We start from the raw sequence: 26157 nt of genomic DNA on the forward strand, positions 1-26157 counted from the left end.
ACCTAAGCTGAGTGGCATTGGCTCATGAGCGGGCACCCGGACCCTGCCAGGTCCGTGCTCGGCAAACCCGCCGGTAATTGCGTTGAGGGGTTTCCCGGCGATCTTTACTGTGGGAATCGCACCGCACCAAGTGACCGGCCGAAGGGGGTTCGACGATGATCCGCACCATGAAGGGTATGCGGATGAAGCGCCCCGGAATGGGCCGGCGACGCGGCTGACGCTGCCTTCGGCGTGCCGCCCATCCCGGTTCGGGAGGGCGGTTTTTTCATTCCCGGAAGGGCGCCGGAAGCCGGAAGGGCGCCGAAAACCGGAAGGCCGCCGGAACCGCAAGGACGTTGGAAATACGAGCGCCGCTGGCTCAACAGGTAGAGCATCCGTCTCTTAAACGGAGGGTTCGGGGTTCGAGTCCCCGGCGGCGCACGCGCAGGGTGGAGCAGCTCAGAGTGCTCGCAGGTTTCATGGGCCTGAGGTCGTGGGTTCGAATCCCACCCTGCAACCGCAGGCGGAGCGTTGGCTGCTCATCCGCCCCTCATAAGGGCGGCCGGCCCGGTTCGACACCGGGGCCTGCGACCACGATCAGAGTTTGCGGCCCACCGCGCCGTAACCCATCTTGGCCAGTTCCGGGTCCATGTCCGCCGGCGGCTGCTGATACGGCCAGACGTTGACCAGACCCGGCGGTTCCAGCGCGAAGTCGCCGAAGAACGCCTCGATCTCCGCCCTCGGCCGCGGCGTGAACGGGGCGTTCGCGCCTTTGTAGATAGCGCTGATCCGAGCCATGTAATCCGGCCGGGCGTCGTTGGCCGCGTGCGAGATCGCCAGGAAGCTGCCCGGCGCCAGCGCCTCGCGGTACGCCGCCACCATGTCCTGCGGCTTGTCCTCGTCCGGTATCAGGTGCAGCAGGAACATCATCAGCACCGCCACCGGCTGGTCCATGTCCAGCAGGCCGCGCAGCTCCGGGTCCTCGAGGATCGTCCTGGGCTCGCGGACGTCGCGGCGCAGGATGATCGCCCGTTCCGGGTCGCACAGCAGGGCCCGGCCGTGGATGCAGACGACGTCGTCGTAGTCGACGTAGACCACGCGTACCGACGGGTCGATCGCGCGGGCGATCTCGTGCACGTTCTCGCCCGCCGGCAGGCCCGAGCCCAGGTCCAGGATCTGCCGGATGCCGCGCTCGCGGACCAGGTGCTCGACGACCCGCTTGATCAGCGCCCGGCCCGAGCGGGCGGCCTCGCGCATCTCCGGCGCCACGGCCAGCACCGCCTTGGCGGCGGCCCGGTCGGCGGCATAGTTGTCCTTGCCGCCGAGGAAGTAGTCGTACATGCGGGCGGCGTTCGGGACGGTGGCGTCGATTCCGGCGGGCACGGTCACGAACGTCACTATAGGGGCCTTTGCTACGTCGTGGTGCGTAACCAGCCGCCGTCGATGTAGTACGTCGACCCGACCGTGTAGCTCGCGCGCGGGGAGCACAGGAAGACGAACAGGTCGGCGATCTCGGCCGGGTCGGCGAACCGGCCGATCGGGGCGTTGTCGTGCGCGATCTGCTGCAGGTGCTCCTGCCACGAACGGTCCGTGCCGGCGGTCAGCGCCTTCGCGGTCTTCTCCCAGTCCGGCGTCATCACCAGCCCCGGGTTCACCGCGTTGACCCGGATGTTGTCGCCGATCAGCTCGTTGGCCAGGCACTTGGAGAACATCACCAGCGCCGCCTTGGTGACGTTGTAGATCGGCTCGTAGCCCAGCGGCTGGGTCGCGCAGATCGACGCGTTGTGCAGGATCACGCCGCCGCCGCGGGCCTTCATCAACGGTGCGAAGAGGCGGGCCAGCCGGACGGCGGCCATCACGTGCAGTTCCCAGTACGCCTGCCAGCGCTCGTCACCGGCCTCGAGGATGGTTTCCTCGCTGCCGGTGCCGGCGTTGTTGATCAGGATGTCCGCGCCGCCGAACTCGTCGACGACCGCGCGCTCCAGCAGAGCCGGGCCGTCGAGTCCTCCGACGTCGGCGGCCACCCCGATGACGCGTACTTTGAATTCTTCGCGGAGCTGTTCCACGACGGCCCGCAGCCGCTGCTCGTCGCGGGCGCACAGGGCCAGGTGAGCGCCCTCGGCCGCGAGGCCGCGGGCGATCGCCAGGCCGATGCCGACCGTGCCGCCAGTGACGACGGCGACCTTACCGGTGAGCTGGAGGTCCATGCCCCCACGCTCTCACACGGCAGCGGGCTGCTTCTTCGCCTCGCGCAGTGGCGCGCCCACCTCGTGCAGGTAACGCAGCGCCTGCCGGTACGACTCGATCAGGCTGGTCGACTCGTAGGACACGCCGATCTCGGCGCAGTACGCCTCGACGATCGGCTGCACCTTGCGCAGGTTCGGCGTCGGCATGGCCGGGAAGAGGTGGTGCTCGATCTGGTAGTTCAGGCCGCCCATCGCCGCGTCGGTCAGCCAGTTGCCGTTCACGTTGCGAGAGGTCAGCACCTGCTTGCGCAGGTAGTCCTCGGTGCCGTCGGGATGCGGCATGCCCTTGTGGTTCGGGGCGAACGTCATGCCCAGGTAGACGCCGAACAGCGCCTGGTGCAGCACGAGGAAGGCGATCGCCTGCAGCGGCGAGAGGATGACGAACAGCGCGGTGAGGTAGCAGATCGCGTGGATGATCAGCAGCGTGGCCTCGAGGTTGCGGCTCTTCATCTCGCCGCGGATCAGCGCCTTGACGCTGGAGATCTTCAGGTCGATGCCGAGCAGAGTGAGCAGCGGGAACAGCAGCCCTGCCTGGTGCCGGGTGATGAAGCCCTTCAGCCCGCGCCGGCCCCATGCCGCCTCGGTGGCCCAGATGATCACCTCGGGGGCGACGTCCGGGTCGAGGTCGTCGTGGTTCGGGTTGTTGTGGTGGCGGGTGTGCTTGTCCATCCACCAGCCGTAACTCATACCCACGCCGAGGTTGCCGGCGATCCGGCCGGTGATCTCACCCGGGCGCTTGGTGCGGAAGACCTGCCGGTGGGCGAGGTCGTGCGCCACCAGCGCCACCTGGGTGAAGGCCACGGCGAGGAACACGGCCGTGACCAGGTTCCACCAGGATGCGCCGATCAGGAAGAACGCGGTCCAGCCGCCGATGAGCATCAGGCTGACCACGGTCAGCCGTACGGCGTAGTACGCCGGTTTGCGCTCGAGCAGGCCCGCACGAGTGACCCGGCGGTTCAGCTCGGCGAAGTCGCTACCGGCCGTGGACCGCGGCCGCTCCGTCGTTGTCGTCATGCCTTCAGGTTCCTGCATAGGGGCTGAACGGTCAGGAGTGTCAGATCCCCGGCGAAGGTGGTGCTAGCACCCGCGTCAGGAGTGGGGGATTGTGCACATGGTGGAGCCCTATCACCGGCTGTGCCGGGACCGCCGAGCAGAATGAGGGACATGGAGACGCGCTCATGGGTACGCGACGGCCTACGCGCCATCGCGGGGGGCGTCTTCGCCGTGGGCCTGGCGATCACGAATCTGCCGCTGCTGGCGATGTCGATCGTCGCGCTCGCCCTCACCCCGGTGCCGTTCCTCGGCCTGGCCCTGCTGCCGTGGGCCACCAACCTGGTCCGGATGCGCGCCAATCTGGAACGCCGGCTGGCGGCGCGGGCCGGCATCGCGATCGCCCGCCCGTACGAGCCGCCGCCGGCGCGGGCGCTGCCCGGCGGCTGGAAACGCTTCCGGTGGATCGCCACCGACCCGGCGACCTGGCGCGACCTCGCCTGGCTGCTCCCGGGCGCGATCGTCGCGTTCGTGCTCGGCCTGCTCGCGGTGGCCATCCCGCTCTACGGCCTGGAGGGCATCTCGCTGCTGCCGCTCTGGCTCTACCTGAGCGTCGACTGGTACGGCTACGGCGTCTTCTGGCCCATCGCGAACTTCAGCGAGGCGATGCTCTCGATGCCGCAGGGCGTGCTGTTCCTGGCTCTCGGCCTGGGCGCGGCCCCCTGGCTGCTCGAGGTCAACGCCCAGTTCGCCAAGCTCTTCCTGGCCCCGACCAAGGCCGCCGGGCTGCGGCTGCGGGTCGCCCAGCTGACCGTCACCCGGGCCGACACCGTCGACGCCCAGGCCGCCGAGCTGCGCCGGATCGAGCGCGACCTGCACGACGGGGCGCAGGCCCGGCTGGTCTCGCTGGGCATGACCATCGGCCTGGCCGAGGAGATGATCGAGCGCGATCCGGCCGCGGCCCGCAAGCTGCTCGCCGAGGCCCGCGAAGCCAGCGGTACGGCGCTGCTCGAACTGCGCAACCTGGTGCGCGGCATCCACCCGCCGGTGCTCGCCGAGCGCGGCCTCGACGGCGCCGTACGCGCCCTGGCGATGAGCCTGCCGTTGCGGGTGACCGTCGAGATGGACCTGCCCGGCCGGCCGCAGACGCCGGTGGAGTCCGCGGCCTACTTCGCCACGGCCGAGGCGCTGGCCAACGTGGTGCGGCACAGCCGCGCCCGGACCGTGCAGATCTACGTCCAGCACGTCGACGACCTGCTGTTGCTGACCGTGAGCGACGACGGGGTGGGCGGCGCCGATCCGGCCCACGGCACGGGACTGCGGGGCATCGCCCGCCGCCTGGCGGCATTCGATGGCACCATGTCGGTGTCCTCCCCGCCGGGCGGACCGACGGTCGTATCGATGGAGTTGCCGTGCGCGTTGTCCTCGCTGAAGACCTCGCCCTCCTCCGCGACGGGCTGACCCGCCTGCTGGAGGCGTTCGAATTCGAGGTGGTCGAGGCCGTGGACAACGGTCCGGCACTGCTGCCCGCGCTGATCAAGCACCGGCCGGACGTGGCCGTGGTCGACGTGCGGCTGCCGCCCACCTTCACCGACGAGGGACTGCAGGCGGCCATCGCCGCCCGCACCGAGATCCCGGGCCTGCCGGTCCTGGTGCTCTCCCAGCACGTCGAGCCGCTGTACGCCCGCGAGCTGCTGAGCGACCGCAACGGCGGCGTCGGCTACCTGCTCAAGGACCGCATCTCCAACGTGGCGCAGTTCGTCGACGCGGTGCGCCGGGTCGCCGACGGCGGCACGGCGATGGACCCCGAGGTCGTCTCCCAGCTGCTGGCCCGTCGCGAGCCGCTGGCGGTGCTGACCGCGCGCGAGCGGGAGGTGCTGGGGGAGATGGCCGAGGGCCGGTCCAACGCGGCGATCGCGGCGAAGCTGTTCGTCACCGAGAAGGCGGTCAGCAAGCACATCAACAACATCTTCACCAAGCTGGGCATGCCGCCGTCGGACGACGACAACCGCCGGGTGCTGGCCGTGCTGACCTACCTCAACGGCTGACTCGCGCCGACCGTCCACGGTGGATTGTCATCGTGCCCAGGTGAGCCTGGCCACCCGGCCCTGTTCGCCGGACGCCCAGCAGGAGCCGGACACGCACAGCACCGCGTCGAAGCTGCCGGCGTCGAACTCCGTCCACGTCCGCCCGCCGTCGCGGCTGATGTCGCTGCCGGTCGGCCCGACCGCGAGGGCCGTCCGGTTGCCCAGCCAGGCCGCGCCCGAGCGGTACTCGCCCGGCTCGGCCTTCGCGGTCTGCCAGGTGCGGCCGCCGTCCCGGGTGGTCGCCGCGGCGTCCGGAGCCGCCTCCGGCACCGCATAGTCGCCGCCGACCGCGATGCCGTGCCAGGGGTCGCGGAAGGCCAGGCTGTAGACGCCGGCGCTGGGTCCGCTGGGGATCGTGCTGTCGGTGACCCGCCAGGACCGGCCGCCGTTCACGGTCGTGAAGACCCGGGCGCGCTCGCCGCCGCCGGTGGCGAACCAGGCCCGGCCCGCGCCGAGACGGTCGGCCGACACCAGGCACGTGCCGCTCGCGGCGAAGGCGAACTCGCCGGGCAGCGCGTCCGGCATGCCGGACGTCGGCTGCACCCGCCATGAGCGGCCACCGTCGGCGGTCGCGAGGATCCGGAACTTGCCGCCGACCGGGTCGGAGAGCGCGAGGCCGTGCCGGCGGTCCAGGAAGGTCACGCAGTCGTAGAACGCCGCCGGGTCGTCGTTGCGGAACGTCTCCGTCCAGCTGCGACCGCCGTCCGCGGTCCGGTACAGCCGGGACTGGTCGCCCTCGCCGATGGTCAGCGCCACGGCATGCCGGGCGTCGAACGCCTCGATGTCGCGGAACTGCAGCTCGGCGGCGCCCGGCGGATCGACCCGCTGCCAGGTCCGGGCGCCGTCGACCGTCCGCAGGATCGTGCCCGCGGAACCGGCCACCCAGGCCACCTTGTCGTCGACCGGGGCCAGGCCCCGGAAGCGGGCGGTGACCCCGGTGTCGGACAGCCGCCAGGACGGCGTGGGGTGCCCGGCGGTGAAGCCCGCGGTGCCGGCCAGCGTGACGAGGGCGAGAGCAGCCATCGAGAACCTTCGCAGCGTCATGGCTCCGGAACTTACCCCGACCCACCGACATCGGCAGGGCGGTAGATTCCGCGGATGGGGAATCCGACGATCACGGCCTGGCGTACGGCGGGGGAACACGGCGACGCGACGGCCGCCACGGCGTGCCTCGCCCCCGAGGTCGAGATGATCTCTCCGCTGACCGCACAGTTCCGCTTCCACGGCCCGGCCCAGGTGGCCGACGTGCTGGCCAGCGCCTTCGAGGTCATTCACGACATCCGCTACCACACCGAGGTGGGCTCGGACGACACCTGGGCGCTGTTCTACCACGGCATGGCCCGGCGGGAGCCGGTCGAGGAGGCGCAGTTGCTGCGCCTGAACGGCGACGGGCTGATCCGGGAGATCACCTTCTTCGGGCGCCCGCTACCGGCCCTGACCGAGGTGATGGCCGGGATCGGCCCGCGCCTGCTGCGCCGTCAGCGCCAGCCGGGACTGGCCCGGCTGGTCGGCCTGGCGACGGCGCCGCTCAACGCGATGACCAGACTGGGCGAACGGACGATTCTGCCCCGCGCCGACCCGGGGCGGCGGCGGTGACGCCTCACCGGTACCACTGTGCTGATCGTCACCACCTGCGCGCCTCTCATCACAGGCCGGGAGAGCCGTTCGCCGCCCGGTCGTAACACCGGGCGTGAATCATCGGGGGTATGGAAACCGCAGCACCCCAGCTCGCCGTCACCGTGGCGATCACCCGCCGGGCCGATCCGTCGCGGAACGCGGAGATGCTGGCCTGGGTCCGGGCCGGCACCACGCTGGCCGAGGACTTCCCCGGCTTCCTCGGGGTGGGCTGGGTGCGGCCGGTGCTGGGCTCGACGGAGTGGCACATGCTCTACCGCTTCGCCGACGCGGACGCCCTGCACGCATGGGAGGAGTCGCCGCAGCGGCAGTGGTGGCTGTCGTCGGCGCAGGGCATGGTCGAACACACCCGGGTGGAGCGGCGGACCGGCATCGAGGGCTGGTTCGACCCGCCGCAGGAGCACGAGGTCGACGACCTCACCGGCCCGCCGCCGGGGCCGCCGCCGCGCTGGAAGCAGGCGGTGACCATCTGGCTGGGCTTCTTCCCGCTCAGCCTGCTGGCGGCGGTGACGCTGGGGCACCTGCTGGACGGGCGGAACGCGGTGGTCCGCACGCTGGTGACCACGGTGTGCCTGACGCCGCTGATGACGTACCTGGTGCTCCCGCGGGTCACCAAGGCCCTGCAGTGGTGGTTGCACGGGCAGCCACCGCCGTGGCGCCGCTGACCACTTGACCCTCGACCAGGTCGAGGCACCAGCCTCTCATCCGTGCGGGGATACGGAATCTGGCTGGCGGCCGCGACGGTGTCACTGCTCGGCACGCAGGTGCTGGGCTTCGCGATGGCCTGGGTCGCGGCCGGGCGGGGCGGGGCGTTCGCCGGCCTGGTGCTGACGGCGATCAACCTGCCCCGGGTGCTGTTGCTGCTGGCGGGCGGGGCGGTGGCCGACCGGGTCGGTGCCTGGCACGTGATGATCGTCGCCGACGTGGTGATGACGGTGGTGATGCTGGTGCTCGCGGGGGCGGCCCTGGCCGTGGGCGAGCAGCCGTGGTTGCTGGTGGGTGCGGCGCTGGCGGTCGGGCTCGTCGACGCGTTCTATCTGCCCAGCTCCGGATCGCTGCCGCGGTTACTGGTGAGCGGTCCGGGGCTGGCCCGGGCGTTGTCGGCCCGCCAGCTCGCCGGGCAGCTCGTGGCTGCGGCCGGGCCCCCGCTGGGTGCGCTGGTGGTGGCTGCCGCCGGGATCGCCGCCGCGGCCCTCGGGAACGCAGCGACGTTCGCCCTGATGGCGGTGGTGCTCCTGGGACTGCGGCGAAGCCTGCCCGGCCCGGCTGCGCCCACGGGCGCAGCCCCGGTGCCCGCGGCGCGAGGTTTCTGGCGGCAGGCTGCTGACGGGGTACGCACAGCGGCGGGGGACAGGGTGTTGCGTCCGGCGCTCCTGCTGACCGCCGCTGCCGCCGCCTTCCTGCTGCCCGTAGCCGGACTGCTGGTGCCCCTGCTGGCCCGCCAGCGACAGTGGCCCGCCGCTGCCGGTGGATCGATCGTGGGCGCGATAGCCCTGGGTACGGCCGTCGTGGCCGGCACCGTGCTGCTGCGGGGCGCGGCGCGCCGGCCCGGTGCGGTGGCGATCACCGGCCTGCTGATAGCCGCGGGGTCGGTGGGGGCGCTCGCGGTGGCGCCGGGCGCTCCGGCGGCGATCGGTGCCGGGTTGGTCGCGGGGCTGGGTAACGGGCTGTTCAGCGCGCACATCGCGCCGCTGGTGCTGGAGGCGGCGCCGGCCACCCACCTGGCCCGGATCCAGGCGGTGCTGGTGCTCGTGCAGAGCGTGCCGCTGCTGGTCACCAACAACGCGCTCGGTGGGCTGGCCGACGCGGGCTCGGCGTCGGTGGTGCTACTGGTCTGCGCCTCGGCGTTGGCTCTGGCGACGGCCTTGACGGCTGTGTGCAGTGACCTGGGTCAGGCTGGGCGGTTCCAGCGGGCGCCGAGTTCGGCGGGGGTGGGGGCGGTGCCGGTGAGGTTGCCGTAGGAGGTTGCGGCGGCGCGGAGGCCGGCGAGGTGGATGTCCAGGAAGCGGGCGCGTAGTTCGCGGATCTGGTCCGGGTCGCCGAGGCGGATGGCGGCGAGCTGCTCGTAGATCATCGGCAGGTCGGTGCTCTCCAGGTCGGCGCGGACGACGCCGGCGCGCTGGGCGCGGCGCAGGATGCCGTCCGCCAGTGCGCTTGCCTGGGCCGCCAGGTCGCGGTGCTCCGGCGTGGGGGTGAACCGGCCGGCCAGGTACACGGTGAGCGAGTGGACGTCGGCCTCCACGATGCCGCGCACGAACGTCACGAAGGAATCCCACGGGTCGGCCACCTCGCCGGCTGCCCGGGCGATCGTGACGAACTGCCCCAGGCCGTCGAGACAGAGCGTGGCCAGCAGGGCCTCCTTGCTGGGGTAGCGCCGGTACAGCGCGCTGATGCCGACACCCGCGGACCGGGCGACCGCGCTGATGGGGGCGTCCGGATCAGCGACGAAGACATCCCGGGCCGCGGCGAGGATCACGCCGTTGTTACGGGCGGCCTGGGCGCGGCGGCCGTTGAGGACTGCGGGTTCCGTCATGGTCAACCTCATTCCGGGCAGGGCGGGGGCGACATCCGCTTCAGGCTAGCACTTGTGCGGAACGGATCATTCCGCTACCGTAAATGGCAACGGAACGATCTGCTCCGTTCCGATCAATTGCGAGGAGAGATCATGATTGCGACGACCAGCTGGACCGTCCTGGATCGCGCCCACGCGGCGCTGCGTGGGACGGTGGCGGCGCTGACCTCGGCCGACCTCGGCCGACCGACACCCTGCGACCGGTGGACCGTGGCCCAGGTTCTGCAGCACGCGGCGGGCGACCAGCTGGCCTACGTCGCCGCTGTCACCGGGCACGGCGGTCCGGCCGAGGACCCGTTCGCCCCGTCGGGCACGCTGGCCGGCGACCCCATGGATCTCATCGAGCCCGTGCTCGCCGCGTCGGGCGCCGCCTTCGCCACCGTCGACCCGGCCGGCACGGCGCCGACCCCGCTGCCGCACGGCGCTCTACCCGTCGCGACGGCCGTCGGTGCCGCAGCCCTCGACGCCGCCGTGCACGCCTGGGACATCGCGGTTGCGACAGCTCAGCCCGCGCGGCTCGACGACGATCTCGCTGCCGAGCTGCTGCCGGTGGCTCGGGCGATCGTCGAGCCGCTGCGCCAGTACGGCGCCTTCGCCGCCGCGCTGCCGGTGGGTGAGCACGACGGTGCGGCCGCGGAGCTGCTGCGGTATCTCGGCCGCGACCCGCAGTGGTCCGGGCAGAGCTGACCGCCCCCGGTACCAGGCGCCCCGCGCGTCCCGGTGTTTCTCGGACCGGGCTCCCGGGCCGGGCTCCCGGACCGGTCCCCGGACCGGCCCCTGGATCGGCCTCCCGGCCGGCCTCGGACCGGCCCCTGGATCGGCCTCCGACCGGTCACCGGACCGGCCTGCCGACCAGGCTCCGGACAGGCCGCCAACTTCCGGGCGATTTCGTTCAGCTCGCCCCCTCCCCGCCCGATCGTTGGCGGCGAGGAGGCAATCAGATGCGGCTGCGCAACTGGCTCGCCGTGGTCGTCAGCGTTCTGCTGCTGGTGGCCGTCGGCATCGTGGGCGTGATGGTGAACCGGTCGGCGTTACGCGCCGCCGACACGGTGCACCGTTCCGACTCGCTGGCGCTCGCCGTCAACAACGCCACCCTCGCCGGGCAGATGCAGCAGCTTTCGGCCAAGGAGCTCAAGGGCTTCGCCGACAGCTACCCCTTCCACCTCGGCGCCGGCGCCGCCGGGGACCGTCAGGCCCTCGAGGGGTACGTCGCCAAGTCCACCTCCTTCCCGTACGGGGCCGCGATCACCGGGCTCGACGGCACCGTGCTGAACGCCTCCCGGGGGAACCCGCTGCCGTCGTCCACCGATGCCGGTTACCAGCCGATGCGCCGGCTCCTCGCGGCCGGCAAGCTCGGGGTCTCGTCGGTGATGCAGGTCAAGGACGCAGGCGGCATCCTCGTCTCGGTCGAGGCTTTCGCCGTGCCCATCAAGGTCGGCGGCGCCCCGGCGGCGTTGCTCATCGGCTACCACAAGCTCGCGGCCACGACGCTGCAGGCGTACACCGCGCGGCTGCGGTCGTCGGCGCACCTGACCACGATCGTCGACACCACCGGGCAGGTCGGTTACACGAGCCAGGCCGAGCGGATCGGCAGCCGGATCGATCCCGCGGTGGTCAGCGCCGCGGCGAAGGTGACCGAGGGGTCGGAGTTCGTCGAGTACCACGCGGCCGGCACCGCGATGATCTCGATCGTCGTGAAGAACGAGTCTCTGCCGGGCGGCTGGGCGTACGTGCGCACCCAGACGAAGGCCTCCTTCGACGGCGCCGTGCACAGCCGCAGCCAGACCATCAACCTGACGTTGCTGGCGATGCTCCTGATCGGCGCCGTCGGTATCTCGGCCCTCGGCTACCGCACCCAGGTCCAGCGGCGCCGGGCCGACGAGCGGTTCCAGGCCCTGTTCCTGCACGCCCCGGACATGGTGGCGGTGCTCGACGCCGAGGGCCGGGTCGCGTACTCCAGTCCCAGCGCCGCCTCGGTGCTGCACTTCCCGGCGGGTTCGCTGCAGGGTTCCAGCGTTTTCGAGCTGGTGCACCCGGAGGACCGCCCGCGGATGCGCGAGGCCTTCGCCGCCCTGCTCAGCGGGCGGGACTCGGTGCTGCGGTTGCAGACCCGGATCCTCAACCGGGCCGGCAACGCCACCTGGTTCGAGTTCACCGCCTCCAACCAGATGCAGAACCCGGCGCTGACCGGCATCGTCATCAACGCCCGCGACATCTCCGAGAACCGGGCGTTCCAGGAACGGCTGCACCACGAGGCCACCCACGACGCGCTCACCGGCCTGCCCAACCGCCGGCGTATGCAGGACGCGCTGGGCACTTCACTGCGCGACGACGCGGTGGCCGTGCTCTTCGTCGACCTCGACGGTTTCAAGCCGGTCAACGACGCGCACGGGCACGAGGCCGGCGACGAACTGCTGCGCCAGGTCGCCGAGCGGCTCAGCGCCTGCGTCCGCGAGGGTGACGTGCTGGCCCGGGTCGGCGGGGACGAGTTCGTGGTGCTGATGCCCGGAGTCACCGACCAGGCCGACGCCGATGCGATGAGCCAGCGGGTCCGGACCGCGGTGGAGCGCCCGTTCCCGGTGTTCGGCGCCGACATCACCATCGGGGCCAGCGTCGGCGTGCACCTGGCCACCCCCGACGACGACCCGGACCAGGCCCTGCGCGCCGCCGACCACGCCATGTACGCGGTCAAGCACCTCGGCGGCGGCCGGCGCGCGCACGGCGTACCGGAACAGCGCGAACCGGCCCGCGTCGGCCGGCACCGCGCCGACTAGCCACGACATCGCACTCAGACCGGGGGCCTCGAGCGGCTAGGTTGGCCCTATGGCCACCAAGTCACCCGCGGTCGAGGTCGACACCGGGGAGCACACCGTCCGTGTCTCGAACCCGGACCGGGTGTACTTCCCGGAGCTGGGGCTGACCAAGCTCGACCTGGTCAACTACTACCTGAGCGTCGGCGACGGCATCGTCCGGGCGCTGCGCGAGCGGCCCTGCATGCTGCACCGCTTCCCCGACGGCCTGGCGGGGGAGAAGGTGCACCAGAAGCGGGTGCCGCACGGCGCCCCGCCCTGGCTGCAGACGGTCCGGGTGGAGTTCCCCCGTTACAAGCGGCACGCCGACGAGTTGTGTGTGACCCAGCTCGGCGAGGTGATCTGGGCCGTGCAGATGTCGACCGTCGAGTTCCACCCGTGGAATTCCCGGCGTGCCGACACCGAGAAGCCCGACGAGTGGCGCATCGACCTGGATCCGATGCCTGACTGCGGGTTCGGCACCGTGCGCCGGGTCGCGCACGTGGCCCACGAGGTCCTGGACGAGCTGGGCATCACCGGCTATCCCAAGACCTCCGGCGGCCGGGGCCTGCACATCTACGTCCGCATCGCCCCCGAGCACGGCTTCGCCGACGTACGCCGGGCGGCGCTGGCCTTCGCCCGGGAGGTCGAGCGCCGCTCGCCGGAGGTGACCACCACCTGGTGGCGCAAGGACCGCGACCCCGAGAAGCTGTTCGTGGACTACAACCAGAACGCCCGCGACCACACCATCGCCAGCGCGTACTCGGTGCGGGGCAATCAGCGGGGGACGGTCTCCACGCCGATCCGCTGGGACGAGATCGACGCCGTCGAGCCCGACGAGTTCACCCTGCAGACCGTGCCGGCGCGCTTCGCCGAGCTGGGTGACCTGCACGCGAGCATCGACGACACCGCCTTCGACCTCACCACGCTGCTGGAGTGGGCCGAGCGGGACGAGAAGGCCGGTCTGGCCGGGCCGGCCGACCCCGAGTGACGGCTGTCCACATCACGCCATGTCCGCTCTGCGGCAGCCACACGTAACACGACGGTGAATATCCGGACTCCATGATGCGTGCAGCGAACCACGCTGCGAAGGAGTCCCCATGCTGAGTCGTCTGCTCGTCGGCGTCCTGATCGGAGCCACGGCGATACCCGGCCCCGCGGCGGCCGCCCCGGCCGCACCGGCACCGGCCCGGGCCGAGCCCGGCGCCGCGACCATCACCCTGATCACCGGCGACACGGTCGCACTCACCCGGGCCGGCCAGCGGTACGCGGCCACGGTCCGTCCCGCCCCCGGCCGCGAGGGCGTCACGTTCCACACCTTCGAGACCGACGGCGGCCTGCGGGTGCTGCCGGCCGACGCCATCCCGCTGGTCGACGCGGGCCGCCTCGACGCCGAGCTGTTCGACGTCGAGCACCTGGTGGCCCAGGGCTACGGCGACGCGGCCTCGGCCACCCTGCCGCTGATCATCCAGGGCGGCGGCGCTGCCTTCCGTACCGCCGACGCGCGCGCCCTGACCAGCATCGACGCGACCGCGATCAAGCCGGCCAAGGACACTCTGGCCGCCTTCTGGAAGGCCCGGACCGCGGCCGCCCGGACCGCGGGTGACACGCGCATCTGGCTGGACGGCAAGGTCAAGCCGGTGCTCGACCGCAGCACGGCCCAGATCGGCGCCCCCACCGCCTGGCAGGCCGGGCTCGACGGCCGCGGCGTCAAGGTCGCCGTGCTCGACACCGGCGTCGACGCCGGCCACCCCGACCTCGCGGGCCGGATCACCGAGGCGCGCAACTTCAGCGCGAGCGAGGACACCGTCGACCGCTTCGGTCACGGCACCCACGTCGCGGCGACGGTCGCCGGCAGCGGCGCGGCCTCCGGCGGCAGCCGCAAGGGCGTCGCGTACGGCGCCCAGCTGCTGATCGGCAAGGTGCTGGACGACAGCGGCTCCGGCTACGAGTCGGAGATCATCCAGGGCATGCAGTGGGCCGTGGCGCAGGGGGCCAAGGTGGTCACCATGAGCCTGGGCGGCTCGGCCACCGACGGCACCGACCCGATGAGCGTCGCGGTCGACGAGATCAGCGCGGCCAGCGGCGCGCTGTTCGTCATCGCGGCGGGCAACGAGGGCGCGGACTCCACTGTCGGCACGCCCGGCGCCGCCCCCAGCGCGCTCACGGTCGGCGCGGTCGGCCGGGCCGATCAGCTCGCCGACTTCTCCAGCCGCGGCCCGCGCCTCGGCGACCTCGGTCTGAAGCCGGAGATCACCGCGCCGGGCGTCGCCATCGTGGCGGCCCGCGCGGCCGGCACCACGATGGGCGACCCGGTCGACGAGTACTACACCGCGGCCTCCGGCACGTCGATGGCGACGCCGCACATCGCCGGCTCGGCGGCGCTGCTGGCCCAGCAGCACCCGGACTGGACCGGCGCCAGGATCAAGGAAACGCTGGTCAGCACCGCGAAGACCGCCGCCGGCCAGTCCGTGTACGCCCAGGGCGCCGGCCGCGTCGACCTCGTCCGGGCCACCACCCAGCGGGTCACCGGCACCGCCGTTGCGGACTTCGGCCTGCACGCCGTCGGCGAGACGCCGAGCATCGCCACGAAGACGGTGACCTACACGAACGCCGGCAGCACGCCGGTGACCCTGGCCCTGTCCGCACCGGCCGGCTTCACCACGGACAAGCCCAGCGTCACCGTGCCGGCCGCCCGTTCCGCGGCCGTCTTGCTCAGTGTCGACTTCGCGCAGCAGGACCAGGGCCGGTTCAGCGGCTGGCTCAAGGCCACCGCCACCGGCACCGTGGTCACCACCGCGATCGGCGCGACCCTGGACGGCCCGCGGCACACCGTCACGGTCAAGGCCGTCGACCGCAGCGGTACGCCGGCAGCGGTGCCCGCGCTGACCATCCACGGCGACGACAGCCGCTTCGACGTCCTCGGCTGGTTCGGCACCGACGGCCGGACGTGGGAGGTGCAGGAGGGGACGTACCTGCTCGACGCGCTGCTGGAGGACGGTGCGCCGCTGGACGAGCAGGCGACCTACGTGAGCATCCCGGAGCTGCGGGTCGACCGGGACATCGAGGTGCTGATCGACGCCCGCAAGGGCACGCCGATCCGGATCGAGACACCGCAGCCGTCCGAGCAGCAGGCGGTGCTCAGCTACTACGTGCACCGGGTCACCGGTACGGGCCGCGGCATCGCCCACGGCGTCATGCACTTCAGCAACGTCGAGCAGGTCAACGTCGTGCCGACGAGGAAGGTGGCCCGGGGCAGTTTCGAGTTCTCGTCGCGCTGGCAGCTCGTGGCGCCGATGGTGCGGACCGAGGTGCCCGGGGTCGGGGGTCCGCTCGACGTCAACCTGTTCGGCAACTCGCCGGCGTACTCCGGCACCAGGCGGTTCCCGCTGACGACGTGGGGCGCGGGCTCCGTACGCGGGAAAGCGGTCCTGATCCCGGCGACCGACGAGGACGAGCTGGACCAGATCGCCGCGGCGGCGCGAGCCGGCGCGGCCGCGGCCCTGCTGGTCCGGCCCGCGGACCGGTCCGCGTGGACGGTGCACGCACCGGACGCCGAGCAGCTGCCGGTGACCTCGCTGGCCGTGGCCTACGACGACGGCCAGCGGCTGCTCGCCCGGGCCGCCCGGCCGGGCGCGACGATCGGCCTGACCCTGACCCGGTCGAGCCCGTACCTCTACGACGTGTTCCAGGTGTCGAAGGACCGCATCCCGGAGCGGGTCGTGCACCGGGTGACCGCCGCCAACAGCCGGCGGATCAGCACGACCTACGCCGACAACGGCGGTTTCGACTGGGTGAAGGAGCAGCGGTTCGGATGGCGCCCCTGGCAGACGTACTCGTGGAACGACACCTCCCGGGCGGTGCAGACGCCGTCGGCCCGCGAGGAGTGGGTGTCGGCCGGCGACTCGGTGTGGCAGCACCGGGTGCACAGTCTCTACCCGTGGAGCAGCTTCGGGCCGTTGCAGAATGGCTTCATCGAGCCGCCGCGGAGCTACAGCAGGGGCAGGGAGTCGCAGAGCTGGGCGGCCCCGGTCGTCCGGCCCGCGGCACCGGCCGGCATCGCGTCGACCCGCGACGGTGACGTGCTGAAACTGCGCGTCGCGGAGTTCGTGGACAGCGACGGCCACTACGAGACCGGCGCGCCCGACCCGGTCGCGGCGACCCTCTGGCGCGACGGCAAGCTGCTGGCCGAGCTGCCGAACGCCTGGCAGAACGTGGCCACGACCAAGGGAACGGCGGCGTACAAGCTGCGCCTCATCACGCAGCGCGGCGGCGAGGACTGGCTGTACGGCACGCGCACCGAGACCGAGTGGACGTTCCGTTCCGGGGCCGACGGCACCCTGCCGCTGCTGCACGTCGGCTACGACGCGCCCCGCACCAGCCGGGCCCACCTGCTGAAGCTGAACTTCCCGGCCAGGGTGACCGGTCTGAAGGTGGAGGTGTCGGCCGACGACGGCGCCACCTTCCAGCGGGTCGTGACCGTGGGCGACACGGCCCTGATCCCGGGCGGCCGGACGCCCGTCTCGCTGCGGGTCACCGCGAAGGACAAGGCCGGCAACACCGTGACGCAGACGGTGGTGCGCGCCTACCCGCGCGGCTGACCGGCCGGGTCCGCCGGGGCTGCGAGCCAGCCCCGGCGGGCCGCCTGGAAGGCCAGGCCGGTCCGGGTGTCCACCCCGGCCAGCGCCATCAGCCGGTCCAGCCGGCGTTGCACGGTGCGCTTGCTGATGCCGAGATGGGTGGCGATCGACTTGTCCGGCATCCCGGAGACGAACAGCGACAGCAGCAGCGCCTCGGGCGCCGGCAGGTCCCCGCGCGGGGTGTCGGCCAGTACCGGGGTGGCCCGCTCCCAGTAGCTCTCGAAGAGCGCCACCAGGGCGTCGAGCAGCTCACTGGAGCGGATCAGCGCGGCGGTGGGCTCGCCGACCCCGCGTGACTCGTCCGGCACCAGCGGGCAGATGGCCAGGGCGCGGTCGGCGATCGCCAGCCGTACGGGCAGCGCCGGCAACGTCCGCGACTCCTCGCCCGCGCCGATCGACTCGACGATGCTGGCCAGCTCGCCGGGCTTCTCCAGCAGCTCCCGTTCGTAGATGGCGCGGTACTTCACGCCCCGGGCCAGGGCCGAACCCTCTTCGGCGTTCTCGGGGCCCGGCATGGCGATCGGGTTGGCCCGGCAGAACCAGAGGATCTCCTCCCGGGCGGTGTCCTGCATCTCGCGCAGCCGCCGCCGCAGGGCCTGCGCCCCGACGACGATCTCGACCAGGTGCTCGGCGCTGCGCCGCCGGGTGCTGCTGCGGTAGTCCTCACTGAGCGCGGCGACGACCTGCCGGGCCGACTCCAGCGACTGTTGCTGGCGCAGCAGAGTGTCACCCAGCGCAACGTCCGGTGGCAGCGCGTGGAAGGTCGGGCCGGGGGTGACCAGGCCCTTGGCGCGCAACGACTCCAGCACGTCGGCGGCCTGCCCCGCGGACGTGCCGGCGAGCCGGGCCAGCTCGTCCGGGCCGGCGCCGGCCAGCCGCACCAGCAACCGGTAGGCCTGCTGCTCAGCGGTGGTGAGCAGCTCGGGGTCGGGATGCATGCGGCCACTCTACGAGCGGTCCGCCGCCGCGACGGCCGGCGCGAGACGGGCCCGGTGGTGCCGGGCCCGTCCCTCGGCGTTCACGTCGCCGGCTGGAAGCCCGCCGGACGGGTCGTGCAGGTGCCGCGCCCACGGGTGCGGCTACGCAACTGCGTCACATAGCCGAACAACTCGGCCAGCGGCACCACGGCCGTCACCGCTTGACCGGTCGTGCCGGTCACCTGGCCGCGCCGGGCGGCGAGGTCACCGAGCACCGCGCCCAGCGTCTCCTCCGGCGCGGATACCGTGACCTCCGCGACCGGTTCGAGCAGCGTCATCGTCGCCGCCCGCAGCGCCTCCCGCAGACCCAGCCGGCCCGCCGTACGGAAGGCCTGCTCCGAGGAGTCCTTCGGGTGGGTCGCGCCGTCGGTGAGGGTGACCCGTACCCCGACGACGCGGTGCCCGCCCAGCGGACCCGACGCCAGCGCGTCCCGGCAGCCGGCCTCGACCGCGCGCACGTACTCGCGCGGCACCCGCCCACCGGTGACCGTGGACCGGAACTCGAAGCCGTCACCCGCCAGCGGTGCCAGGTCCAGCACGACGTGGGCGAACTGCCCCGCGCCGCCGTCCTGCTTGACGTGCCGGTAGAGCAGCCCGGACACCCCGCGCCCGACGGTCTCCCGGTAGGCCACCTGCGGCCGTCCCACGGTCACGGCCAGGCCGTTGACCAGCCGCAGCTTCTCCACAGCCACCTCCAGATGCAGCTCGCCCAGACCGGACAGCACGGTCTGCCCGGTCTCCGGATCGGTCCGCAGCGCCAGCGACGGGTCCTCCTCGATCAGGCCGGCCAGCGCCACCGCCAGCCGCTGCGTGTCGGCGGACCGCTTCGCCTCGACCGCCACGGACACCACCGGTTCGGCGGTGACCGGCGCTTCGAGCAGCACCGGAGCTGCCCGGCTGGACAGCGTCGTCCCGGTCCGCGCCGCCTTGACGCCGACCACCGCGACGATGTCACCGGCCACCGCCCGGTCCACCTCGGTGTGCCGGTCGGCCTGGACGCGCAGGATCCGGGCGACCCGTTCGGCCCGGCCCGCACCCGCGTCCCACACGACGTCCCCCTTGCTCAGCGTGCCCTCGTAGATCCGCAGGTAGGTGAGCCGCCCGGTCGCCGCGGTGTGCACCTTGAACACCAGCGCCGCCAGGGAACCGGTCGCGTCGCCGGCCGGTGCCGGCAGGTAGTCCACCACCGCGTCCAGCAGCGGTTCGACACCCCGGTCCCGGTACGCCGCACCGCACAGCACGACCACCCCGGCCCCGGAGAGCGTCAGCTCCCGCAGCGCCCGGCGCAGCGTGTCCTGCGACACGGCCCCCAGCTCCTCCAGCACGTCCGGGTGCAGCTCGGCGACGGCCTCCTCCAGCCGCTGCCGGGCTGCCCGTGTCGCCGGATCCGTCGCCGGTCGCTCGGTCAGCACCCCGTCGGTCCAGGTGAGCGCGCGCATCCCGACCAGGTCGACGACACCGGTGAAGCCGGCCTCACGCCCGATCGGCACCTGCACCACCAGCGGGGTCACCCCCAGCCGGTCCCGGATCGAGGCCACGGCCGTGTCCAGATCCGCGCCGGGACGGTCCAGCTTGTTGACGAACGCGAGGCGCGGTACGCCGTACCGGTCGGCCTGGCGCCACACCGACTCGCTCTGCGGCTCCACACCGGCCACGGCGTCGAACACCGCGACGGCACCGTCGAGCACCCGCAGGGAGCGCTCGACCTCGTCGCTGAAGTCGACGTGCCCGGGGGTGTCGATCAGGTTGAGCCGGTGGCCGGCCCAGTCACAGCTGACGGCGGCGGCGAAGATGGTGATGCCACGGTCACGCTCCTGCGGGTCGAAGTCGGTGACGGTCGTCCCGGTGTGCACCTCGCCCCGTTTGTAGGTGGCTCCGGTGACGTACAGGATCCGTTCGGTCAGGGTGGTCTTGCCGGCATCGACGTGAGCCAGGATGCCGAGATTGCGGACGCGCATGGCGATGGTCCTTCGATCGATCCTTCGTGCGGACGGCGCCCGCCCGACCGCGAGGAACGACAGCGGTCAGGAACGTCCAGCACCGGCGGCGCAGCCGGGGCTGGGCAGGCCGGAGACGAGGATCAGCTCGAAGAGCGACGAGGGAACGACGACGACGGTGCGGTAGCGCACGGCAGTCTCCCCTCGGGTCGCGGTGTCTCGATCAGGTTAGGGGTGCGGCCGGGTCCGGGAAACCGATATATCCACCGGCCGATCATCCGATTTCGACCCCGAGAAAACCCTGAGCTGTCGTTCTTCTGCTTGGTGCGGTCATCGGGCGGGCCTACGCTCCGGCGGATCGGACGACACGGGGGGTTCCGAGATGGCCGGGCTGGTATGTGGACGCTGGAGCAAGTGGGTGGTGCTCGGCCTGTGGGTCGTGGTGCTCATGATCGCGGCGCCGATGGCGGGCAAGCTGACCGACGTCCAGAAGAACGACAACGCCGCCTGGTTGCCCGGTGACGCCGAGGCCACCAAGGTTTCCGAGCTGCAGGCCCGCTTCCGGGCCGACGACATCGCGCCCGCGGTCATCGTCTACGAGCGGGCGGGCGGCATCACCCCGGCGGACACCGCCAGGGCCACTCAGGACGCCGCCGCGATGGGCCGGGTCGCCGGGGTCACCGGTGACATCGCCGGCCCGGTTCCGGCCGAGGACGGTCAGGCGCTGCAGACCATCGTGCCGATCAAGGTGGATGCGGACGGCTGGGACAAGATCGTCGACACGGTCGACGAGCTGCGGGCCACCACGGGTGCCGGGAGCGGCGGGCTCAGCATCCAGTACGCCGGGCCGGCCGCCACCGCCGCGGACAGCGCCGAGGCGTTCGAGGGGATCGACGGCACGCTGCTCTACACGACGCTGACCATCGTGGCGATCATCCTGCTCATCACGTACCGCAGTCCGGTGCTCTGGCTGTTGCCCATCATCTCCGCCGGGGTCGCGCTGACCACCTCGCAGGCGGTCATCTACCTGCTGGCCAAGAACGCCGGGCTGGTGGTGAACGCGCAGAGCGCGGGCATCCTGACCGTGCTCGTCTTCGGTGCGGGCACCGACTACGCCCTGCTGCTCGTCGCCCGTTACCGCGAGGAACTGCGCCGGCACGACGACCGGCACGAGGCGATGGCGCTCGCGCTGCACCGCGCCGGTCCCGCCATCATCGCCAGCGCCGCCACCGTGGCCGTGGGCATGTCCTGCCTGACGCTCGCCGAGGTGAACTCGACCAGCGGTCTGGGCCCGGTCTCCGCCCTCGGCATCGTGGTCGGGCTGCTCGCCATGATCACCCTGCTGCCCGCGCTGCTGGTCATCTTCGGCCGCTGGCTGTTCTGGCCGGTCCGCCCGGCGCTGGGCACGGCCGAGCCGACCGCCACCGGCATCTACGCCCGGCTCGGCGCGCGGATCGCCCGCCGGCCGCGGCTGGTCTGGATCGTCACCGCGGCAGTGCTCGGCGCGATGTCGCTGGGCCTGCTGCAGCTCGAGGCCAACGGCCTGAGCCAGGCCGACCAGTTCGTCGACAAGCCGTCGTCGGTCTCCGGCGAGGAGGCGCTGGCCCGGCACTTCCCGGCCGGCCAGGGCCAGCCGGTCGTGGTGATCGGCCAGGCGTCCTCGGCCGCGCAGATCCGGTCGGCGGTCGCCGGTACGCCGGGCATCAGTTCCGCCGGTGAGCCCGTGGTCCGGGACGATCTGGCACTGATCGAGGGCCTGCTGGCCGACCCGCCGGACAGCGACGCCGCGATGGCCACCATCAAGCGGCTCCGCGCCGCCGTGCATCCGGTCGGCGACGCCCGGGTGGGCGGCATGACCGCGATGACGCTGGACATCAACGAGGCCAACGAGCACGACAACCGGCTGATCATCCCGCTGGTCCTACTCGTGGTGCTGGTGATTCTGAGCGTGCTGCTGCGCGCGATCGTCGCCCCGCTGGTGCTGATCGCCACGGTCGTGCTGTCCTTCGGCGCCGCGCTGGGCGTCAGCGCGCTGGTCTTCCGGCACGTGTTCGGCTTCGCCGGCGAGGACACGTCGTTCCCGCTGTACGTGTTCGTCTTCCTGGTCGCCCTGGGCATCGACTACAACATCTTCCTGATGACCCGGGTCCGCGAGGAGGCCCACCCGCACGGCACCCGCCGTGGTGCGCTGATCGGCCTGGCCGCCACCGGCGGGGTGATCACCTCGGCCGGCATCGTGCTCGCGGGCACCTTCGCCGCCCTCGGCAGCCTGCCGCTGGTGGCGTTCGCCGAGATCGGTTTCGCGGTCGCGTTCGGCGTGCTGCTGGACACCCTGATCGTGCGCTCGGTGCTGGTGACCGCGCTCAACCTGGACCTGGGACGGTGGATGTGGTGGCCCGGGCGGCTGACCCGGGTCCGCGACGAGCCGGCCCCGACCGAGCCCGAACGTGACCTCGAACCCGTGCCCTGAGCGGGTAGATTGCCGGCTCATGAGGTTTCGTGCCGAGCTGACGGCGACGGGCGGGAACACCGCCGGGTTCCCCGTCGGCGACGAGGTGGTGGCCGCGTTGGACGGCGGTGGCCGGCCCAAGGTCGTCGTGACCGTCAACGGTTTCGAATGGCGCAGTTCGATCGCGAAGATGAGCGGCAGCTATTGGCTGGGCGTCAGCCGGGCCCGGCGGGTGGCCCGGTCGGTGGCGATGATGCTCGAGGGCCGCGCCCCCTGACCTACTGGCCGCTGAGGCGTTTGACGGTCGTGCCGACCAGCTTCTGCCAGTCGGCCGAGAACTGCGGGTTGGCGCTGGCGTCCGACTTGCCCAGGCGGTAGATCGCGTACTGGTCGACGAGCACCACGTTGCCCCGGGCCAGGGCGGCCACGGCCACGTCGGCGGTGGCGGGGTGCGCCTTGTCGTACTGCTTCTGGCGGGTCGTCACGAAGCCGATCCAGCCGCCCTCCTCGAGCGGGGCCGTCGTGGCGGTCTCCGTGTACGCCGGTTCCTCGCGGTCGCCGGACTTCGCGGGCCGGGACACGCTGGGCGGGCAGGCGTCGGCGATCGTACGCAGCGTGGCGAGCGCGGTCGCGGCCGACACGGCGTCCTCGTAGACCAGGCCCAGCTGGGTCAGGCTCTGCACGCCCTCGGTGCCCTCGTCGGAGAGCGGGGCCGCGACCAGTTGCGGCTTGCCCGGGACGCCGGCCGGGGCGGTGTCGGCGCCGCAGATGCTGACGAGCTGGTTCGGCGCCGCCGACTCGGCCGGGGCCTTCCAGGTCGGGCCCACCTCGGCCGGCTTGAGCAGAGCGTTGCGCACGGTGTCGACGGTGACGGTGCCGTCGGGGTCGGGGGAGTCGTCCGACGAGCAGCCGGCGAAAGCGGCGACGGCACACACGGCCAGGGCGGCGCGGACGACTCTGGTCACAACCATCCGGCCATGATGGCAGACGTACGGCGGTCACCCGCAGTCACCAGCAGCCGGTGTCCCGGCGGTGACGTGACGTGACGAGCCCGCGGGCCGGGATCCTCGATGATCCCGGCCCGCGAGCAGCCTCGGCGAGCCTCAGGCCGCCGGCGGGGCCGGCGGCGCCGCGGGGCCGGCCGGCGGTGCGGCCGGGTCGGTGTCGCCGAGCGGCGCGAGCAGCTCGGCACGGCCCTCGAAGGCGAACAGCAGCAGATCGACCATCCGGAACGTGTCGGCGTCCGGGCCCAGGCTCGGGTGCCACGACGGGTCGCGCACGATCGAGATGCGGCTGCCCTCCATCGCCCGGTGGAACACCTCCGCCGTGATCCGGCCGCCCACGCCGGTGAGCCGCCCGCCGTTGAGCTCGGCCTCGCGCAGGATGTAGAACCACAGCGGCGTCCGGGCGGCGAACGCGTCCCGCTCGTCGTCGCTGAGCGTGGTGAGCACCGCGCCGGCGTCCGTACCGCCGATGATCTGCTCCGCGGTGAGCGGGGCGACGCCGAGGAACTCCGCCGCCTGCTGGCCGCTGGCCAGCTCCACCATGTTGGCCCGGACCAGGTTGCGGAACGCCAGGTTCAGCTGGATCTCCGGCGGGCTGGTGCCGTTGCCGCCGAACGTGCCCTTGGGCATCCCGGCCAGCGGGTTCACCAGCAGCGTGTCGATGCGCTGCGCGATGTTGACGCCGGCCGGCGCGGTCAGGTCGGCGCGGCCGGCCTCGGCGGCGAAGTCGTACATCCGCCGCCAGTCGACGGCCCAGTTGGTCGGCAGCCGCTCGAACAGCCCCGACTCCTGGTCGTTGACGTCCGGGTTGGCCGGGTCGAAGTTGCCGCTGGTGCCGCTGAAGGTGAACAGCAACCGCAGGCTGCCCCGGGTGCCGGAGAAGATCCGGTTCCAGTCGTACGCGGCCCGCACCATGCTGTGCCCGAGCCGGTACGCGGCCACCGAGAACTCGATCGGCATGGTCGGGGTGTCACCGGCCTTGGCGTACCGCTGGTGGCCGTTGGTGCGACCGTCCCCGGGCACCTCGAAGAACCGGCGACCGGTGGTGAACACGTCCTCCACGATCTCCCGGTCGACGATCCGTGGCAGGAAGTCGGTGCGCAGCATCCACTGGTAGTGCCGCACGACGGTTTCCCGGGCCCGCTCGAACAGGATCGCGCTGGGCACGCCCTGGTCGGCGAGCTGGTCGACGACCCGGTTGTGGAAGCGGATGAACGCCAGATGGGTCTGGGCCACGATGAGGTTCTCGTCGTTGCGGAGGTCCGGGATCAGGGCGCGCTGCCGTTCCGCCTTGGTCGAACCCTGGGTGACCCGCGGCAGGTCGTAGCCGTTGAGGTTGACGTTGGTGCCGCCGGTGCCGATCGCCGCGGTGATGCCGACGCGCAGCTTGAGCTTGTCCGGGGCGTAGAAGCGGTCGTCGTCGCGGTCACCCGGGCCGCGGCCGTACATCGAGTCCAGGTCCAGGGCGGGCGACCGGCCCTGCAGCAGCTCGTTGACGGTGACGTGCTCACCGAGTGCCCGGGCCGTGTTGTCCAGGGTCAGGTCGTGGTCGACGAACTGGCCCAGGTAGGTGAAGCCGGCCGGGACCGGCGGGTCGGCGGACTCCGGCTGCACCGCCGGGTCCGGGGGCGCCACGGTCATCGCCGTGGCGACCTTCTCCAGGACGGCCGGGTCGAGGGTGCCGCCCTTGGGCAGCAGCCGGGAGAACCGGAACTTGCGCAGGGACGCCTCCGTGGACGGCCGTTCACACACCCCGCTCTTGCCGTCCGTGGTCAGGATTCCCTCGCCGACGACGTAGTAGTTCTCGCGCATGTGACGTTTCACGAGTGCGCACACCTTTCGCCCGAGTGAGTCGCCGCCCGCCCGGGGAGGGACGGGCGGCGAGGACACGTCCCCCTCGGCCGCATCCGCTGGATGCAGAGCCCCGGGCCGGTGCCGTTGATACCGGCCGGGCGCGGGTGTCGGGTAGCCGTCAGCGATGCCGCAGCGCGGTGAGGAACCAGCCGAGCACCGGGCCGAGGCGCTCCGGCGGGGGCCAGCCGTTGACCGTCGACAGCAGTTGCAGATAGCGCTCCCGGCGCGGATCCCGGGCCGCTTCGAGCTGGGCCGCCAGCCGTTCGCGTACCGGATAGCGGGTCAGCACCGCGCTGACCACCCGCCCGGCCCGCGGCGAGGCCGGGTCGACGCCGGCCGCCAGCGCCGGCGCGGCCTCGTCGCGGACCAGCGCGACGGGGTCGCGGCGCAGGCGCACCGGGTCGCGGTCGGCGGCGTGCTGCTCGGCCAGCAGCCGCATGAGGCCGCGGAACGCCGGATCGCGGGCCAGGGCGGCCAGCTCGATCCACGCCTCGAGCTGGGCCGGTCCGGGGTCGTCGGGCAACTGCGGGGTCAGCGAGCGGGCCACGCCGTCGAAGCCGTCCAGGCCCCCGAAGACCTGCCCGAGGAAGTCGTCGATCAGGGCCCGGCGTTCGTGCTCGCCGAGCCCGGCCAGTTCGCGCATGTGCTGGACCTCCTGCGGGGTGGAGCCGTACCGCGCCGCCGCCGACAGCACCGCGCGGCGCAGTCGCAGGGTGCGGATCTGGATGTCGAGAGCCCGGGTGTGGGCCGCCGCCACCTCGGCCAGGGTGGCCTCGCGGTCCACCACGCGGCGGATCGTGGCCAGGTCCAGTCCCAGCTCGCGCAGGGTGCGGACCAGTTCCAGCCGGGCCACGGCGGCGTCGTCGTAGCGGCGGTGACCGGCCACGTTGCGGCCGGCCGGCGGCACGATCCCGCGATCGGCGTAGAACCGGACGGTCTTGACCGTCAGCCCGGTCCGCCGGGCCAGCTCACCGATCGACAGCATCGCCATGATCCCC

Annotated in this window: 21 protein-coding genes and 2 tRNA genes; 13 read left to right on the plus strand and 10 right to left on the minus strand. The window is 72.4% G+C overall.

All coding sequences use genetic code 11. The features are described 5' to 3' along the window. Positions 1-347: 347 nt before the first annotated feature. Positions 348-420: transfer RNA gene (locus tag Aau02nite_RS21300), tRNA-Lys, on the plus strand. A gap of 2 nt (positions 421-422) precedes the next feature. Further along, positions 423-496, plus strand: a tRNA-Met gene (locus Aau02nite_RS21305). An 80-nt stretch (positions 497-576) separates the two neighbouring features. Here the strand turns inward: Aau02nite_RS21305 and Aau02nite_RS21310 are convergent. Genes Aau02nite_RS21310 through Aau02nite_RS21320 form a run of 3 tightly spaced genes read right to left on the minus strand, consistent with a single transcriptional unit; the run spans position 577 to position 3239 of the window. Beyond that, on the minus strand, positions 577-1368 hold the full coding sequence (locus Aau02nite_RS21310; RefSeq protein ID WP_212990292.1) for an SAM-dependent methyltransferase: 792 nt from the start codon (positions 1366-1368) through the stop codon (positions 577-579). Positions 1369-1391: 23 nt separating this feature from the next. Next, a complete protein-coding gene (locus Aau02nite_RS21315) occupies positions 1392-2186 on the minus strand; it encodes an SDR family NAD(P)-dependent oxidoreductase (protein WP_212990293.1) in 795 nt (264 codons plus the stop codon). 12 nt (positions 2187-2198) lie between these two features. After that, positions 2199-3239, minus strand: coding sequence for a fatty acid desaturase family protein (locus tag Aau02nite_RS21320; protein WP_212990294.1), 1041 nt, complete (start codon positions 3237-3239; stop codon positions 2199-2201). A gap of 150 nt (positions 3240-3389) precedes the next feature. Here Aau02nite_RS21320 and Aau02nite_RS21325 point away from each other — a divergent pair, with 150 nt between their 5' ends. Together Aau02nite_RS21325 and Aau02nite_RS21330 are read left to right on the plus strand one after the other, a co-directional pair. Next, a complete protein-coding gene (locus Aau02nite_RS21325; protein ID WP_212990295.1) occupies positions 3390-4676 on the plus strand; it encodes a sensor histidine kinase in 1287 nt (428 codons plus the stop codon). Then, positions 4628-5263, plus strand: a complete 636-nt coding sequence (locus Aau02nite_RS21330; RefSeq protein WP_212990296.1) for a LuxR C-terminal-related transcriptional regulator — start codon at positions 4628-4630, stop codon at positions 5261-5263. The genes Aau02nite_RS21325 and Aau02nite_RS21330 overlap by 49 nt, the downstream gene beginning before the upstream one ends. 27 nt (positions 5264-5290) lie before the next feature. Here the strand turns inward: Aau02nite_RS21330 and Aau02nite_RS21335 are convergent, their stop codons facing one another. Further along, positions 5291-6346 (minus strand): WD40/YVTN/BNR-like repeat-containing protein, encoded by a 1056-nt coding sequence (locus tag Aau02nite_RS21335; RefSeq protein WP_246595331.1) that lies wholly within the window; start codon positions 6344-6346, stop codon positions 5291-5293. A 54-nt stretch (positions 6347-6400) separates the two neighbouring features. Here Aau02nite_RS21335 and Aau02nite_RS21340 point away from each other — a divergent pair, with 54 nt between their 5' ends. The 3 genes from Aau02nite_RS21340 to Aau02nite_RS21350 all read left to right on the plus strand — a co-directional run bounded on the left by Aau02nite_RS21340 (position 6401) and on the right by Aau02nite_RS21350 (position 8898). Beyond that, the gene (locus Aau02nite_RS21340) at positions 6401-6898 is read left to right on the plus strand and encodes a nuclear transport factor 2 family protein (RefSeq protein ID WP_212990297.1); all 498 of its coding nucleotides are present in this window, start codon (positions 6401-6403) and stop codon (positions 6896-6898) included. Between the two features lie 110 nt (positions 6899-7008). Next, positions 7009-7602 (plus strand): antibiotic biosynthesis monooxygenase, encoded by a 594-nt coding sequence (locus Aau02nite_RS21345; RefSeq protein WP_212990298.1) that lies wholly within the window; start codon positions 7009-7011, stop codon positions 7600-7602. A gap of 42 nt (positions 7603-7644) precedes the next feature. Further along, positions 7645-8898 (plus strand): MFS transporter, encoded by a 1254-nt coding sequence (locus tag Aau02nite_RS21350; protein WP_212990299.1) that lies wholly within the window; start codon positions 7645-7647, stop codon positions 8896-8898. Here Aau02nite_RS21350 and Aau02nite_RS47415 read toward each other — a convergent pair. Beyond that, on the minus strand, positions 8829-9470 hold the full coding sequence (locus tag Aau02nite_RS47415; protein WP_212990300.1) for a TetR/AcrR family transcriptional regulator: 642 nt from the start codon (positions 9468-9470) through the stop codon (positions 8829-8831). The two genes, Aau02nite_RS21350 and Aau02nite_RS47415, sit on opposite strands and share 70 nt — an antisense overlap. 132 nt (positions 9471-9602) lie before the next feature. Between Aau02nite_RS47415 and Aau02nite_RS21360 the strand changes: the two genes are divergently transcribed. The 4 genes from Aau02nite_RS21360 to Aau02nite_RS21375 all read left to right on the plus strand — a co-directional run bounded on the left by Aau02nite_RS21360 (position 9603) and on the right by Aau02nite_RS21375 (position 16899). Further along, positions 9603-10196, plus strand: a complete 594-nt coding sequence (locus Aau02nite_RS21360; RefSeq protein WP_212990301.1) for a TIGR03086 family metal-binding protein — start codon at positions 9603-9605, stop codon at positions 10194-10196. Positions 10197-10450: 254 nt separating this feature from the next. Further along, positions 10451-12283 carry a sensor domain-containing diguanylate cyclase gene (locus Aau02nite_RS21365; RefSeq protein ID WP_212990302.1) on the plus strand — a complete coding sequence of 611 codons (1833 nt, stop codon included), beginning with the start codon at positions 10451-10453 and terminating at the stop codon, positions 12281-12283. A gap of 49 nt (positions 12284-12332) precedes the next feature. Next, complete coding sequence (gene ligD / locus Aau02nite_RS21370; protein WP_212990303.1) at positions 12333-13289, plus strand: non-homologous end-joining DNA ligase; 957 nt, start codon at positions 12333-12335, stop codon at positions 13287-13289. Between the two features lie 109 nt (positions 13290-13398). Further along, entirely contained in the window at positions 13399-16899 is a 3501-nt protein-coding gene (locus tag Aau02nite_RS21375) for a S8 family serine peptidase (protein ID WP_212990304.1), read from the plus strand. Here the strand turns inward: Aau02nite_RS21375 and Aau02nite_RS21380 are convergent. Continuing rightward, entirely contained in the window at positions 16884-17876 is a 993-nt protein-coding gene (locus tag Aau02nite_RS21380) for a helix-turn-helix domain-containing protein (RefSeq protein WP_212990305.1), read from the minus strand. The two genes, Aau02nite_RS21375 and Aau02nite_RS21380, sit on opposite strands and share 16 nt — an antisense overlap. 80 nt (positions 17877-17956) lie before the next feature. Beyond that, entirely contained in the window at positions 17957-19936 is a 1980-nt protein-coding gene (gene fusA / locus Aau02nite_RS21385) for an elongation factor G (RefSeq protein WP_307857930.1), read from the minus strand. Between the two features lie 298 nt (positions 19937-20234). Between fusA and Aau02nite_RS21390 the strand changes: the two genes are divergently transcribed. Then, entirely contained in the window at positions 20235-22322 is a 2088-nt protein-coding gene (locus Aau02nite_RS21390) for an MMPL family transporter (protein ID WP_212990307.1), read from the plus strand. Positions 22323-22341: 19 nt separating this feature from the next. After that, positions 22342-22578, plus strand: a complete 237-nt coding sequence (locus Aau02nite_RS21395) for a DUF1905 domain-containing protein (protein WP_246595332.1) — start codon at positions 22342-22344, stop codon at positions 22576-22578. A 1-nt stretch (position 22579) separates the two neighbouring features. Here the strand turns inward: Aau02nite_RS21395 and Aau02nite_RS21400 are convergent, their stop codons facing one another. The 3 genes from Aau02nite_RS21400 to Aau02nite_RS21410 all read right to left on the minus strand — a co-directional run bounded on the left by Aau02nite_RS21400 (position 22580) and on the right by Aau02nite_RS21410 (position 26150). Further along, a complete protein-coding gene (locus Aau02nite_RS21400) occupies positions 22580-23272 on the minus strand; it encodes a hypothetical protein (RefSeq protein WP_212990308.1) in 693 nt (230 codons plus the stop codon). Positions 23273-23404: 132 nt separating this feature from the next. Beyond that, on the minus strand, positions 23405-25129 hold the full coding sequence (locus tag Aau02nite_RS21405) for a peroxidase family protein (RefSeq protein WP_212990309.1): 1725 nt from the start codon (positions 25127-25129) through the stop codon (positions 23405-23407). A 148-nt stretch (positions 25130-25277) separates the two neighbouring features. Beyond that, the gene (locus Aau02nite_RS21410) at positions 25278-26150 is read right to left on the minus strand and encodes a MerR family transcriptional regulator (RefSeq protein WP_212990310.1); all 873 of its coding nucleotides are present in this window, start codon (positions 26148-26150) and stop codon (positions 25278-25280) included. Between the last annotated feature and the right edge of the window lie 7 nt (positions 26151-26157).

The organism is Actinoplanes auranticolor, from assembly GCF_018332655.1.
Taxonomy (GTDB): Bacteria; Actinomycetota; Actinomycetes; order Mycobacteriales; family Micromonosporaceae; genus Actinoplanes; species Actinoplanes auranticolor.

Coding starts and splice junctions, on each gene's coding strand:
- Aau02nite_RS21315 (WP_212990293.1), bottom strand. CDS start 2,186: ATGGACCTCCAGCTCACCGGTAAGGTCGCCGTCGTCACTGGCGGCACG.
- Aau02nite_RS21320 (WP_212990294.1), bottom strand. CDS start 3,239: ATGACGACAACGACGGAGCGGCCGCGGTCCACGGCCGGTAGCGACTTC.
- Aau02nite_RS21325 (WP_212990295.1), top strand. CDS start 3,390: ATGGAGACGCGCTCATGGGTACGCGACGGCCTACGCGCCATCGCGGGG.
- Aau02nite_RS21335 (WP_246595331.1), bottom strand. CDS start 6,346: ATGACGCTGCGAAGGTTCTCGATGGCTGCTCTCGCCCTCGTCACGCTG.
- Aau02nite_RS21340 (WP_212990297.1), top strand. CDS start 6,401: ATGGGGAATCCGACGATCACGGCCTGGCGTACGGCGGGGGAACACGGC.
- Aau02nite_RS21345 (WP_212990298.1), top strand. CDS start 7,009: ATGGAAACCGCAGCACCCCAGCTCGCCGTCACCGTGGCGATCACCCGC.
- Aau02nite_RS47415 (WP_212990300.1), bottom strand. CDS start 9,470: ATGACGGAACCCGCAGTCCTCAACGGCCGCCGCGCCCAGGCCGCCCGT.
- Aau02nite_RS21360 (WP_212990301.1), top strand. CDS start 9,603: ATGATTGCGACGACCAGCTGGACCGTCCTGGATCGCGCCCACGCGGCG.
- Aau02nite_RS21365 (WP_212990302.1), top strand. CDS start 10,451: ATGCGGCTGCGCAACTGGCTCGCCGTGGTCGTCAGCGTTCTGCTGCTG.
- ligD (WP_212990303.1), top strand. CDS start 12,333: ATGGCCACCAAGTCACCCGCGGTCGAGGTCGACACCGGGGAGCACACC.
- Aau02nite_RS21375 (WP_212990304.1), top strand. CDS start 13,399: ATGCTGAGTCGTCTGCTCGTCGGCGTCCTGATCGGAGCCACGGCGATA.
- Aau02nite_RS21380 (WP_212990305.1), bottom strand. CDS start 17,876: ATGCATCCCGACCCCGAGCTGCTCACCACCGCTGAGCAGCAGGCCTAC.
- Aau02nite_RS21390 (WP_212990307.1), top strand. CDS start 20,235: ATGGCCGGGCTGGTATGTGGACGCTGGAGCAAGTGGGTGGTGCTCGGC.
- Aau02nite_RS21395 (WP_246595332.1), top strand. CDS start 22,342: ATGAGGTTTCGTGCCGAGCTGACGGCGACGGGCGGGAACACCGCCGGG.
- Aau02nite_RS21400 (WP_212990308.1), bottom strand. CDS start 23,272: ATGGTTGTGACCAGAGTCGTCCGCGCCGCCCTGGCCGTGTGTGCCGTC.
- Aau02nite_RS21410 (WP_212990310.1), bottom strand. CDS start 26,150: ATGGCGATGCTGTCGATCGGTGAGCTGGCCCGGCGGACCGGGCTGACG.